Origin of the sequence: Staphylococcus piscifermentans (assembly GCF_900186985.1) — a bacterium.
In the GTDB taxonomy this organism is placed as follows: domain Bacteria; phylum Bacillota; class Bacilli; order Staphylococcales; family Staphylococcaceae; genus Staphylococcus; species Staphylococcus piscifermentans.
The window spans coordinates 1,170,000-1,182,525 of record NZ_LT906447.1 but is presented as its reverse complement, the minus strand read 5'-3'; the positions used below and the strand labels follow the sequence as shown (position 1 = coordinate 1,182,525).

Genomic DNA, 12,526 nt, shown 5'->3' with positions numbered 1-12,526 from the left:
TGTAAGTTTCAAACTCAGTTGATCATTATTCTACATTCTGTGCATTGGCAAAATGAATTTTCACTGCTTGTATTACAGCTATTGCAGAGATAATATATAAGATAATACTAATCGCCAGAGTTACAGGACTGATAGCAACTAAAGCACCTAAAAATCCAGTCAGACCAGCGTAAAAATCACTTATCGCTTTCATCAAAATATAGGTAATTGCAATGCAGCACACGACACTGATAACAACCCCTTTTTGGTTACTTTTAATAAAAATTTTCGGATCTCTTTCATTAATCAATCCTTTAGATAAATTCATTTGTAGTTTCACTACTCGGAATAAAACAGGCAAGTAGAGTGCGCCTAATGCTATTGGAAAACCTTTGATAGAGATCAAACCTAATATCACAGTCAATATCATTAAAAGTTTCCAATATCTATGTAAGTTTTGCATTACTTTCATAATTCCTTTCTCTAAATAATCACTTCTTAAAATATAAACGAAAAATGTAATGAACACAAATAAAAATCCGGCAATTGCTTAGATGGGTTCATCAAACAACTGTCGGATAATTACCGTTAAATCTAATATTATGCGAAACGTTCAGTGAAATATTGACGTACATCTTCAGGTAAACCTTCTGCTGCCGCTTCATCTAAAAGTACATTAACCATACGATGTGCTTTTAAGTCTGAAGGTACATAGCTTGAGTTACCATTTTCTCCATATAACTTTTTAACAAGTTCTGCCTTTTCAGCACCTGTCACAACAAGCACAATTTCTCTAGCAGGCATTAAACCTGTTTTAACAGATACATCTAATTTACCTTTGGTATTGATAGAAACCACTTGCATAGTGAATTTAGCTTTATTTTCTTTAGATTTAATATCTTCTTCAATTTTTTCAACCGGATTATCATTATATGATAATTCATAAATTTGAGTTGCAGGAACACCTAAAGTTTCATAATATGACTTGTTGTCATCATAATCAAAAATATTAATTTGACTGAAATCTACTGGATGACGTAAAACATTTTGTTTTAAATCTTCAAGTACAGGTGCATGGTCGTCTGCTAAATGTACACCCATAATAGTAGTAGGATTGTTATTGAATTGTTTTCTAATTATATCTGCAGCATAACGTGCAGTTGTATCTGCTGTTGGAAATACTTTAAAGTTCATTGCCATAAATGTACACTCCTCTAATTGTTCTCGGTTAGTTGATAGATTCTATCTAATGATTATCATAACGGCGAACGGCATCATACCGATACTCCAATGATTAATAACGCGAGAGTGAGTCTCGCAAGTATATTCATTGATATTTCATTTACCCTATCAGAATTATATATAAACTCCTAACGTACTTAACACGTTCCTCTTAATTATAACGATAACACTCTAATATTGCATTAGATTCAGTGTTTTTATTATTGCATATTTGGATAATGCTGTTGTCTTAACGCTTCATAAACTAAAATTGCTGCTGTATTAGATAAATTTAAAGAACGTATATGATCATTCATTGGAATTCTTAAAGCAGTGTCGTGATACTTTTCCTTCACCCAATCAGGTAAGCCAGTTGTTTCGCGACCGAATACAAAATAATGTTCCTCATCTGGATTTGAATAATCAAAATCTGTGAATGTAGTTGATCCAAATTTCGTAATTAAATAATAATGACCTTCAGTCTGTTCAAAGAATTCTTCAATATTTTCATAATAAGTAATATTAACGTGTTCCCAATAGTCTAATCCTGCACGTTTCAACATTTTGTCATCTGTACTGAAACCTAATGGCTTGATCAGGTGCAGATGCGTATCTGTTCCTGCACACGTTCTTGCTATATTTCCTGTATTCGCAGGAATTTCCGGTTGAAATAATACAACATGATTTGTCATTCTTACTTAATTCCTCTTTTCTAATCCTTTTAGCATTTCTGCTCGTACTTCTTCAATTTCTGTTTCAAGCTGTGCTTCTATAAATTCACGTTCTGCCTCACCAGCAATTTGTCCAATTGCCCAATAAGCTGTTCCCCTAATCATCGGCCTTGCATCATTCAAGGCTACTTCTTTCAACTCTGGAACTGCAGCTTCTTCTTTAAAGTGTGCTAAGGCAATAATCGCATTACGTTGTATCGGTTTTTTGCCACGCCAAGCTCCTGCCAAATGACCATAGGTGTTTTTAAATTCTTTATTACTCATTTGCAATAGAGGAATCAGTCGTGGTTTCAAAATTTCAGGTTCCAATACAATATCATCATGCTCTGTGTTGATACCTCGATTTCTAGGACATACTTGCTGACAAGTATCACAGCCGTAGAGTCGATTACCTATTTTAGAACGATACTCGTCAGGAAGGTAACCCTTTGTCTGTGTTAAAAAACTGATGCACTTCTGGCTGTTCAGTTGACCATCGCCTACTAATGCTCCCGTTGGACATCTGTCTACACAAATGGTGCAATCACCGCAACTGTCTAGCAATGGGTCATCCGGTTCAAAAGGAATACTGACAAGCATTTCTCCTAAATAAGTCCATGTTCCTAAATCAGGATTAATGACGAAACCGTTTCTGCCTGTATAACCAAGTCCTGCTCTTTCAGCTACAGCTCTATCTGATAGCACACCCGTATCTACCATCGACATCATTTCAACGTCCGGCACACGTTCTTGTATATATTCAGAAAGTTTGTCCAAGCGTTTACGCATTATCGTATGATAATCTTGACCCCATGAAGCTCTTGCAAACATTCCTCTGCGGTCTCCTCGGGTACTACGCGGCGCACCTTTCAATTTATTCGGATACCCTACTGCAATTGCAATAATAGAGCGTGCAGTCGGCATAGATAGTTTAGGGTCTACACGTAAATCGATATCAGACTCTTCAAAACCTGAAGCATAACCTTTAGCGTGATACTCTACTAACTTTTGCTTTAATTCATCAAATGGATCTGCTGTTGTGAATCCTATGCTGTCAATTCCAATCTGATAGGCATATTCAATAATATCTTTTTTTAATTGTTTATAGTCCAACATAGTGCCTCCATTTAAATCGTCCATTTTGTATTTTAACACATCTTGCAATACTTCGAGGAATTAATTCAAAAACAAACTGAGACATTTATTTTATGTCTCAGTCTTTATGAAAAATTATTTTATAAACTTAATTAAGTACGCGTTGCAAAAATTGCTTTGTTCTTTCGTGTGTAGGATGCTCAAAGATTTCTGATGGTGATCCTGATTCTGCAACTACCCCATCTGCCATAAATACTACCTTGTTACTGACATCGTGAGCGAATCCCATTTCATGTGTTACAACTACCATGGTCATTCCCTCTTTAGCTAATTCTTTCATAACTTGTAATACATCACCAACTACCTCTGGATCTAATGCTGAAGTAGGTTCATCAAATAGTAAGACCTCTGGATGCATTGCTAAAGCTCTGGCGATTGCAACCCTTTGTTTCTGTCCACCAGATAACTGAGATGGATAACTGTCGCCTTTATCTTCCAGACCTACTTTTTTCAATAGTTCCAAAGCTTCTTTTTTCAGATTTGCAGTTGAGTCCTTTTTTAATAAATGAGGAGCTAGCATCACATTTTCAATTACTGTTTTATGTGGAAAAAGATTAAAGTTTTGAAATACCATTCCCATTTTTTGACGTAAATCATTGAGTTTAACATCTTTATTCAAAATATTATTGCCTTCAAAGATAATCTCTCCATCGTCTGGTTGTTCAAGCAAATTAATACATCTTAATAATGTACTCTTACCGCCTCCAGAAGGTCCAATGATAGCCACAACCTCACCATTGTCGACCTCTAAATCAATTCCTTTTAATACTTCATTGGTGCCATAACTTTTTTTGAGTTTCTTAATATTAATCACTGACTTTCATTCTCCCTTCAAAGAAATACATCACTCTAGACAATACAAATGTCAAAATGAAGTATAAGATTGCTGCAACTAACAAAGGTGTAAATGGATCGAAAGATGCTCCTTGAACCACTTGCGCATTGAACATAATTTCACTTACACCAATAACAGATACAATTGACGATTCTTTAATTACAGTTACAAATTCATTACCTAAAGCCGGCAAGATGTTCTTAATAGCTTGAGGCAAAATAATAGTTTTCATAGTTTGACCATAACTTAATCCTAAGCTTCTTGCCGCTTCGGTTTGCCCTTTATCAACAGCATTAATACCCGCTCTTATAATCTCAGCGATATAAGCTGCACAGTTAACTACCATCGCTATCATCCCGCATATCATCGCAGATATATTCAATCCAAGAGCTGCTGTTGTTCCGAAGAAGACTAAGAATACTTGTACCAGCAACGGTGTACCTCTGATAAACTCAATATAAATAGTTGCTAACCATTTTAAAGGTTTGAAGGAGCTTAATTTCATTAAAGCTAGTAAAGCACCAAAGAATGCCCCTAAAACTACTCCCACAATCGAAATCAATATCGTGTTTTTAATACCAGTTATAAAGAAAGAACTATATTTAGTGAAGAAATTCCCGTCCTCATCCATAGCTTGTGCCGCTGTATCTTTATATTTTTCAATCAATCCTTGATCTTTAATATTCTTAATTGAAGTATTCAAATGATCTAGAAAAACCGGTGAGTCTTTTGCTACAGCTATACAAGTATCTTTGTCAGGTTCTGAAAACTTAACTTTAGCAAACCCTAATTCAGGATTTTGCTTTAAGTAAGCTTCGGCAACCGGTCCCTCGATAATAGCTCCGTCAATTTTATTGCTTTTCAGTGATAATATGACTTCTGGCAGACGGGTCATTGATTGAACATCTGCATTTTCAATTTCGGTTTTAGCCAGTTGTTCTTGCGTCGTTTGTTTTTGAGCGCCGATTCGTTTATTTGCAAAGTCCTTTAAAGATTTGTACTTATCGATATCTGTTTTTTTCACGACCATTGTTTGCGAAGATTTTAAATATGAATCAGAAAAGTCTACTTCTTTTTTACGATCAGGTGTCGGTGTCATTCCTGAAATAATCATATCTATTTTCCCAGTCTTTAAAGCACCTAACAAACTGTCAAAGTTCATATTTTCAATTTTTAATTTCAAACCGTTATCTTTTGCGATTTTCTTAGCAATTTCGATATCAATACCTGCATATTCACGTTTACCATTCTTATGACTTTCAAATTCTAATGGTGCATAATCAGCAGAAAGCCCTACTCTTAAAACTCCTCTTTCCTTAATTTTGTCCCAATTCTTATCCTGCTCTGCAGCGTTTGCTTTCACTCCAAATGTTGAAAAAACAATTGTAAATATCAAAAGCAAACTCGTTACAATTTTCAATGTGTACATTACTTGTTTACTTCCCATAGTTGCAAGCCTCCTTGTTCTTGGAATTATTATACATTTATGCGTATTATTATGCAATACTATTTTTAAAATTTTCTGACAAATAATTGTGATGACCTTTCCGTAAAAAGAAAATAAGCTAGAATTAATAATAGACAGACAACATAAAAAGCCGAGACATTGATATAATGCCTCAGCTTCCAAGCTCTAATTTTTAGGTAATTCAAATTTATAAATTTCATCACTATAGCCAGGAATTACTTTTTTGCAAATTTGGTGTACTACAAAGCCAAGTACAAATGGAATAATGAAGTAACCGAACGCTAATAAAATAATATTCATTGTAGGGTCACCTTTCATTCTGGCAAATGCATTAATAGGTCCTACTAAACCAGTGTAGCCAAATCCAGCCGACATTGGTGTTCCCTGTACTTTAAGTAAGTACGCAATGATACCGGTAATCAAACCATTTATCGCTAACGGCACCGCAATAATCAAATGCTTGAAATAAACAGGTATCATCATTTTAGCAGCCCCAATAATTAATATGAGATTCACTCCTAATTTGTTAACACGTAATGATCCCCATAAGAATGTGATACAGGCAGCAACAATACCTAAGTTAGCTGCACCACTTCCAAGACCAGTCAATCCAATCGCCGTTGCAATAGCCACTAATGAAATTGGAGTTACCATCAATAATGAATATGTAATTGAAATTAAAATACTCATTAATAATGGATTTAATTCTGTAAATGAATTAATTAAACTACCAATCGCTTTAGTAATATGAGAAATATAAGGTAACGTTACTAATCCTATAAATCCAGAAACTACAGGTATAATAACTGGTAGTAAAATCATTTCAAGTGACCCTAATCTGCCAGAGAAAATTAAAAACAATAGACAAGCAATCATAACTACAAGAATGATGTTAATAATATCTCCAATACCTTTAAGCGCAACTCCTTGTTTGCTGATAACTACTGCACCGGATCCAATCATAGCAGAAGTCCCAATCATTGCTGCTCCAGCTCCATTAAACTTAAATTGATGTGCAGCTAATATCCCAATTATAAACGCCATAAATGATTGAATCGTAATTACAATTTGATAAATCGTTTCTAAATATTCATTTCCATCTTTAAAAAACTTCAAAAGTTCACCTAATAAAGCGTTAGGCAGTAATGCAATCACCACACCCGCTCCAACGGCATTTAAAATATTACTAAAAAATACTTTCACATTCATTTCTGATTTAGCCATAAGTTGTTAATATATCCTCCGTTCTTAAACTATGTATAATATTCTATAACAAAGTAACCTCAGCTACAATGTAAATTTTCATTATTGTACTTGATTAAATTGGGCCTAAAAGAAAACTGAGAATACTAAGAAACAATGATAGTAGACGCATATTTGTAAAAAGAATAAAGAATGTGTTAACAAAATGAAGGAGTGTTGTAAGAAATTAATGATAAAAGATTATTGTCATTTATAAAAGAAACGCATTAAATCGACAAAAAATCCCAAAAAGTATTAGCCAAATATGACCAAAATTGTGGCCAAAGTACACTTTTAAATGTGTCCAATGTGACCACCGTGTGGCCAAAAAGTTTCTTCTTTATGCGCATAAAAAAAGTAGAAACCTTGATTTAACAAGATTCCTACTTTTAAAACACTCTAAATGTTTTTATCAAAATACCGGCGGTCGGGGTCGAACCGACACTCCATTGACTGGAACGGGATTTTGAGTCCCGCGCGTCTGCCAATTCCGCCACGCCGGCTAAATTGGAGCGGAAGATAGGATTTACACCTATACCTCGTTCCGGGAAGGAACGTGTTCTGAAAGTTGAACTACTCCCGCAAAATTTTAATGGAGCGGAAGATAGGATTTACACCTATATCTCATTCCGGGAAGGAATGTGTTCTGAGAGTTGAACTACTCCCGCATATTATATATGGAGCGGAAAATAGGATTTACACCTATACCTCGTTCCGGGAAGGAACGTGTTCTGAAAGTTGAACTATTCCCGCAAAATTTTAATGGAGCGGAAGATAGGATTTGCACCTATATCTCATTCCGGGAAGGAATGTATTCTAAGAGTTGAACTACTCCCGCATATTTCATGAAGGCGGCAACCGGATTTGAACCGGTGAATAAAGGTTTTGCAGACCTTGGCCTTACCACTTGGCTATGCCGCCAAAATAACTGGGCTAACTGGATTCGAACCAGTGAGTGACGGAGTCAAAGTCCGTTGCCTTACCGCTTGGCTATAGCCCATTAATATTAAGGGCGACTGATGGGAATCGAACCCACGAATGTCGGAACCACAATCCGATGTGTTAACCACTTCACCACAGTCGCCATGGCAGGGGCAGTAGGAATCGAACCCACATCAAAGGTTTTGGAGACCTCTATTCTACCGTTGAACTATGCCCCTATTAAATTATTAAGATGGTGGAGGGGGGCAGATTCGAACTGCCGAACCCGAAGGAGCGGATTTACAGTCCGCCGCGTTTAGCCACTTCGCTACCCCTCCAAGATGGTGCCGGCCAGAGGACTTGAACCCCCAACCTACTGATTACAAGTCAGTTGCTCTACCAGTTGAGCTAGGCCGGCAAATGGTGGTTCAGGACAGAGTCGAACTGCCGACACATGGAGCTTCAATCCATTGCTCTACCAACTGAGCTACTGAACCATAATTATTAAATATAATGGCGGTCTCGACGGGAATCGAACCCGCGATCTCCTGCGTGACAGGCAGGCGTGTTAACCGCTACACTACGAGACCAGACATAATAAAATTGCGGGAGGCGGATTTGAACCACCGACCTTCGGGTTATGAGCCCGACGAGCTACCGAACTGCTCCATCCCGCGGTAATAAAATTTATAATGGCGGAGGAAGAGGGATTCGAACCCCCGCGGGCCATTAAGCCCCTGTCGGTTTTCAAGACCGATCCCTTCAGCCGGACTTGGGTATTCCTCCTAAAAAATTATATGGACCTTGCAGGACTCGAACCTGCGACCGAACGGTTATGAGCCGTTAGCTCTAACCAACTGAGCTAAAGGTCCAATATATAATGCTACAACTAATAATGAGTGGCGGTGGAGGGGATCGAACCCCCGACCTCACGGGTATGAACCGTACGCTCTAGCCAGCTGAGCTACACCGCCATTGTAAAGTTATGTTGTAAATAATAAATATGGTGGAGACTAGCGGGATCGAACCGCTGACCTCCTGCGTGCAAAGCAGGCGCTCTCCCAGCTGAGCTAAGCCCCCATATTTTCTAAGGTTATCGGGAAGACAGGATTCGAACCTACGACCCCTTGGTCCCAAACCAAGTGCTCTACCAAGCTGAGCTACTTCCCGTAGAAATAAAAGCGCGCCCGATAGGAGTCGAACCCATAACCTCTTGATCCGTAGTCAAACGCTCTATCCAGTTGAGCTACGGGCGCATAATTTAATTGGTGCCGAGGACCGGAATCGAACCGGTACGATAATCACTTATCGCAGGATTTTAAGTCCTGTGCGTCTGCCAGTTCCGCCACCCCGGCAAAATAATGGAGCAGAAGACGGGATTCGAACCCGCGACCCCGACCTTGGCAAGGTCGTATTCTACCGCTGAACTACTTCTGCAAATGCGGGTGAAGGGAGTCGAACCCCCACGCCTTGCGGCGCTAGATCCTAAGTCTAGTGCGTCTGCCAATTCCGCCACACCCGCTATTTAAATGGTGAGCCATAGAGGATTCGAACCTCTGACCCTCTGATTAAAAGTCAGATGCTCTACCAACTGAGCTAATGGCTCTGAGATGGTGCCGGCCAGAGGACTTGAACCCCCAACCTACTGATTACAAGTCAGTTGCTCTACCAGTTGAGCTAGGCCGGCTATTTAAATGGTGGAGAATGACGGGTTCGAACCGCCGACCCTCTGCTTGTAAGGCAGATGCTCTCCCAGCTGAGCTAATTCTCCATTTAATAATTGCCTGGCAACGTCCTACTCTTGCGGAACGTAAGTCCGACTACCATCGGCGCTAAAGAGCTTAACTTCTGTGTTCGGCATGGGAACAGGTGTGACCTCTTTGCCATTGTCACCAGACAATAGAATGCTTATACATTCAAAACTAGATAGTAAGTAAAATCAATTTACCAATCAAAACTTGAAATTGGATTAAGTCTTCGATCGATTAGTATTCGTCAGCTCCACATATCGCTATGCTTCCACCCCGAACCTATTAACCTCATCATCTTTGAGGGATCTTATAACCGAAGTTGGGAAATCTCATCTTGAGGGGGGCTTCATGCTTAGATGCTTTCAGCACTTATCCCGTCCATACATAGCTACCCAGCGATGCCGTTGGCACGACAACTGGTACACCAGAGGTATGTCCATCCCGGTCCTCTCGTACTAAGGACAGCTCCTCTCAAATTTCCTGCGCCCACGACGGATAGGGACCGAACTGTCTCACGACGTTCTGAACCCAGCTCGCGTACCGCTTTAATGGGCGAACAGCCCAACCCTTGGGACCGACTACAGCCCCAGGATGCGATGAGCCGACATCGAGGTGCCAAACCTCCCCGTCGATGTGAACTCTTGGGGGAGATAAGCCTGTTATCCCCGGGGTAGCTTTTATCCGTTGAGCGATGGCCCTTCCATGCGGAACCACCGGATCACTAAGTCCGTCTTTCGACCCTGCTCGACTTGTAGGTCTCGCAGTCAAGCTCCCTTATGCCTTTACACTCTATGAATGATTTCCAACCATTCTGAGGGAACCTTTGAGCGCCTCCGTTACACTTTAGGAGGCGACCGCCCCAGTCAAACTGACCGCCTGACACTGTCTCCCGCCATGATCAATGGCGCGGGTTAGAAATCCAACACAGCTAGGGTAGTATCCCACCAACGCCTCCACGTAAGCTGGCGCTCACGTTTCCAAGGCTCCTACCTATCCTGTACAAGCTGTGCCGAATTTCAATATCAGGCTACAGTAAAGCTCCACGGGGTCTTTCCGTCCTGTCGCGGGTAACCTGCATCTTCACAGGTACTATGATTTCACCGAGTCTCTCGTTGAGACAGTGCCCAAATCGTTACGCCTTTCGTGCGGGTCGGAACTTACCCGACAAGGAATTTCGCTACCTTAGGACCGTTATAGTTACGGCCGCCGTTTACTGGGGCTTCGATTCGTAGCTTCGCAGAAGCTAACCACTCCTCTTAACCTTCCAGCACCGGGCAGGCGTCAGCCCCTATACATCACCTTACGGTTTAGCAGAGACCTATGTTTTTGATAAACAGTCGCTTGGGCCTATTCACTGCGGCTCTTCAGAGCGTGAACCCTAAAGAGCACCCCTTCTCCCGAAGTTACGGGGTCATTTTGCCGAGTTCCTTAACGAGAGTTCTCTCGCTCACCTTAGAATTCTCATCTTGACTACCTGTGTCGGTTTGCGGTACGGGCGCCAAATCTCTAGCTAGAGGCTTTTCTCGACAGTGTGAAATCAACGACTCGAGGAAAACATGTTTCCTCTCCCCATCACAGCTTGACCTTATGAATGGCGGATTTGCCTACCATTCAGTCTTACTGCTTGGACGTGCACTCCAACAGCACGCTTCGCCTATCCTACTGTGTCCCCCCATCGCTTAAAACGATTATTGGCGGTACAGGAATATCAACCTGTTATCCATCGCCTACGCCTGTCGGCCTCGGCTTAGGACCCGACTAACCCAGAGCGGACGAGCCTTCCTCTGGAAACCTTAGTCAATCGGTGGATGGGATTCTCACCCATCTTTCGCTACTCACACCGGCATTCTCACTTCTAAGCGCTCCACATGTCCTTGCGATCATGCTTCGACGCCCTTAGAACGCTCTCCTACCACTGTCCGAAGGACAGTCCACAGCTTCGGTAATATGTTTAGCCCCGGTACATTTTCGGCGCAGTGTCACTCGACTAGTGAGCTATTACGCACTCTTTAAATGATGGCTGCTTCTAAGCCAACATCCTAGTTGTCTGGGCAATACCACATCCTTTGCCACTTAACATATATTTTGGGACCTTAGCTGGTGGTCTGGGCTGTTTCCCTTTCGAACATGGACCTTATCACCCACGTTCTGACTCCCAAGTTAAATTGATTGGCATTCGGAGTTTGTCTGAATTCGGTAACCCGAGAGGGGCCCCTCGTCCAAACAGTGCTCTACCTCCAACAATCATCACTTGAGGCTAGCCCTAAAGCTATTTCGGAGAGAACCAGCTATCTCCAGGTTCGATTGGAATTTCTCCGCTACCCTCAGTTCATCCGCTCACTTTTCAACGTAAGTCGGTTCGGTCCTCCATTCAGTGTTACCTGAACTTCAACCTGACCAAGGGTAGATCACCTGGTTTCGGGTCTACGACCAAATACTCAACGCCCTGTTCAGACTCGCTTTCGCTGCGGCTCCGCATTCGCTGCTTAACCTTGCATCAGATCGTAACTCGCCGGTTCATTCTACAAAAGGCACGCCATCACCCATTAACGGGCTCTGACTACTTGTAAGCACACGGTTTCAAGTTCTCTTTCACTCCCCTTCCGGGGTACTTTTCATCTTTCCCTCACGGTACTGGTTCACTATCGGTCACTAGAGAGTATTTAGCCTTGGGAGATGGTCCTCCCGGATTCCGACGGAATTTCACGTGCTCCGTCGTACTCAGGATCCACTCAGGAGAGAATTGACTTTCGACTACAGGACTCTTACCTTCTCTGGTTCGACTTTCCAGTACGATTCGTCTAATCAATTCTTTTGTAACTCCGTATAGAGTGTCCTACAACCCCAATGAGCAAGCTCATTGGTTTGGGCTCTTCCCGTTTCGCTCGCCGCTACTCAGGGAATCGAGTTTTCTTTCTCTTCCTGCGGGTACTAAGATGTTTCAGTTCTCCGCGTCTGCCTTCGGACATGCTATGTATTCACATGTCGATAACACAACATAACTTGTGCTGGGTTCCCCCATTCGGAAATCTCTGGATCAACGCTTACTTACAGCTACCCAAAGCATATCGTCGTTAGTAACGTCCTTCATCAGCTTCTAGTGCCAAGGCATCCACCGTGCGCCCTTAATAACTTAATCACGTTATTAATTATGTGAGTAATCTTCTTTGCCGTAGGCAAATCGATTACTAGCGATTCATTTAAATGAATAAAGCTTTTAAAACTCTAATTCACTCGGTTTTGC

The 12,526-nt window shown here is 41.1% G+C and carries 7 protein-coding genes, 26 tRNA genes and 2 rRNA genes; all 35 read right to left on the bottom strand.

From position 1 onward, the window contains the following. Nucleotides 1-25: 25 nt before the first annotated feature. Complete coding sequence (locus CKV71_RS05450; RefSeq protein WP_095107256.1) at nt 26-442, bottom strand: hypothetical protein; 417 nt, start codon at nt 440-442, stop codon at nt 26-28. Nucleotides 443-579: 137 nt separating this feature from the next. Further along, the gene (locus CKV71_RS05445; protein WP_095104572.1) at nt 580-1,179 is read right to left on the bottom strand and encodes a 6-phosphogluconolactonase; all 600 of its coding nucleotides are present in this window, start codon (nt 1,177-1,179) and stop codon (nt 580-582) included. Between the two features lie 242 nt (nt 1,180-1,421). Then, nucleotides 1,422-1,892, bottom strand: a complete 471-nt coding sequence (gene trmL / locus CKV71_RS05440; RefSeq protein ID WP_095104570.1) for a tRNA (uridine(34)/cytosine(34)/5-carboxymethylaminomethyluridine(34)-2'-O)-methyltransferase TrmL — start codon at nt 1,890-1,892, stop codon at nt 1,422-1,424. 6 nt (nt 1,893-1,898) lie between these two features. Continuing rightward, the gene (gene queG / locus CKV71_RS05435; protein WP_095107254.1) at nt 1,899-3,023 is read right to left on the bottom strand and encodes a tRNA epoxyqueuosine(34) reductase QueG; all 1,125 of its coding nucleotides are present in this window, start codon (nt 3,021-3,023) and stop codon (nt 1,899-1,901) included. A 130-nt stretch (nt 3,024-3,153) separates the two neighbouring features. Next, nucleotides 3,154-3,879 (bottom strand): amino acid ABC transporter ATP-binding protein, encoded by a 726-nt coding sequence (locus CKV71_RS05430; RefSeq protein WP_095104568.1) that lies wholly within the window; start codon nt 3,877-3,879, stop codon nt 3,154-3,156. Then, nucleotides 3,872-5,347 carry an ABC transporter substrate-binding protein/permease gene (locus CKV71_RS05425; protein WP_186824469.1) on the bottom strand — a complete coding sequence of 492 codons (1,476 nt, stop codon included), beginning with the start codon at nt 5,345-5,347 and terminating at the stop codon, nt 3,872-3,874. The genes CKV71_RS05430 and CKV71_RS05425 overlap by 8 nt, the downstream gene beginning before the upstream one ends. Nucleotides 5,348-5,533: 186 nt before the next feature. Next, on the bottom strand, nt 5,534-6,592 hold the full coding sequence (locus CKV71_RS05420; protein ID WP_095104566.1) for a PTS sugar transporter subunit IIC: 1,059 nt from the start codon (nt 6,590-6,592) through the stop codon (nt 5,534-5,536). A gap of 436 nt (nt 6,593-7,028) precedes the next feature. Continuing rightward, nucleotides 7,029-7,113: transfer RNA gene (locus tag CKV71_RS05415), tRNA-Leu, on the bottom strand. Nucleotides 7,114-7,118: 5 nt separating this feature from the next. After that, nucleotides 7,119-7,193, bottom strand: a tRNA-Gly gene (locus CKV71_RS12425). 10 nt (nt 7,194-7,203) lie between these two features. After that, nucleotides 7,204-7,278 (bottom strand) — tRNA-Gly (locus tag CKV71_RS12420). 10 nt (nt 7,279-7,288) lie between these two features. After that, a tRNA-Gly gene (locus CKV71_RS12415) sits at nt 7,289-7,363 on the bottom strand. A gap of 10 nt (nt 7,364-7,373) precedes the next feature. Then, nucleotides 7,374-7,448 (bottom strand) — tRNA-Gly (locus CKV71_RS05410). A gap of 11 nt (nt 7,449-7,459) precedes the next feature. Further along, nucleotides 7,460-7,531: transfer RNA gene (locus CKV71_RS05405), tRNA-Cys, on the bottom strand. Nucleotides 7,532-7,538: 7 nt separating this feature from the next. Continuing rightward, nucleotides 7,539-7,610, bottom strand: a tRNA-Gln gene (locus tag CKV71_RS05400). Between the two features lie 11 nt (nt 7,611-7,621). Next, nucleotides 7,622-7,694, bottom strand: a tRNA-His gene (locus CKV71_RS05395). Nucleotides 7,695-7,696: 2 nt separating this feature from the next. Next, nucleotides 7,697-7,770: transfer RNA gene (locus CKV71_RS05390), tRNA-Trp, on the bottom strand. Between the two features lie 15 nt (nt 7,771-7,785). Beyond that, nucleotides 7,786-7,869: transfer RNA gene (locus tag CKV71_RS05385), tRNA-Tyr, on the bottom strand. Between the two features lie 4 nt (nt 7,870-7,873). Further along, nucleotides 7,874-7,949, bottom strand: a tRNA-Thr gene (locus CKV71_RS05380). A 3-nt stretch (nt 7,950-7,952) separates the two neighbouring features. Further along, nucleotides 7,953-8,028: transfer RNA gene (locus tag CKV71_RS05375), tRNA-Phe, on the bottom strand. A 17-nt stretch (nt 8,029-8,045) separates the two neighbouring features. Continuing rightward, nucleotides 8,046-8,121, bottom strand: a tRNA-Asp gene (locus tag CKV71_RS05370). 13 nt (nt 8,122-8,134) lie between these two features. Continuing rightward, nucleotides 8,135-8,208 (bottom strand) — tRNA-Met (locus CKV71_RS05365). Nucleotides 8,209-8,224: 16 nt separating this feature from the next. Beyond that, a tRNA-Ser gene (locus CKV71_RS05360) sits at nt 8,225-8,317 on the bottom strand. A gap of 12 nt (nt 8,318-8,329) precedes the next feature. Continuing rightward, a tRNA-Ile gene (locus CKV71_RS05355) sits at nt 8,330-8,403 on the bottom strand. Between the two features lie 28 nt (nt 8,404-8,431). Beyond that, a tRNA-Met gene (locus CKV71_RS05350) sits at nt 8,432-8,505 on the bottom strand. A 30-nt stretch (nt 8,506-8,535) separates the two neighbouring features. Next, nucleotides 8,536-8,611 (bottom strand) — tRNA-Ala (locus CKV71_RS05345). 16 nt (nt 8,612-8,627) lie between these two features. Beyond that, a tRNA-Pro gene (locus tag CKV71_RS05340) sits at nt 8,628-8,701 on the bottom strand. Between the two features lie 12 nt (nt 8,702-8,713). Then, nucleotides 8,714-8,787 (bottom strand) — tRNA-Arg (locus tag CKV71_RS05335). A gap of 10 nt (nt 8,788-8,797) precedes the next feature. Further along, nucleotides 8,798-8,886, bottom strand: a tRNA-Leu gene (locus CKV71_RS05330). A gap of 7 nt (nt 8,887-8,893) precedes the next feature. Further along, nucleotides 8,894-8,968, bottom strand: a tRNA-Gly gene (locus CKV71_RS05325). A 3-nt stretch (nt 8,969-8,971) separates the two neighbouring features. Continuing rightward, nucleotides 8,972-9,053: transfer RNA gene (locus CKV71_RS05320), tRNA-Leu, on the bottom strand. Nucleotides 9,054-9,061: 8 nt separating this feature from the next. Then, nucleotides 9,062-9,137 (bottom strand) — tRNA-Lys (locus CKV71_RS05315). A 5-nt stretch (nt 9,138-9,142) separates the two neighbouring features. Beyond that, nucleotides 9,143-9,218, bottom strand: a tRNA-Thr gene (locus CKV71_RS05310). Nucleotides 9,219-9,226: 8 nt separating this feature from the next. Next, nucleotides 9,227-9,302: transfer RNA gene (locus CKV71_RS05305), tRNA-Val, on the bottom strand. An 11-nt stretch (nt 9,303-9,313) separates the two neighbouring features. Beyond that, a 5S ribosomal RNA gene (gene rrf, locus CKV71_RS05300) occupies nt 9,314-9,428 on the bottom strand. A gap of 68 nt (nt 9,429-9,496) precedes the next feature. Beyond that, nucleotides 9,497-12,421, bottom strand: a 23S ribosomal RNA gene (locus tag CKV71_RS05295). Between the last annotated feature and the right edge of the window lie 105 nt (nt 12,422-12,526).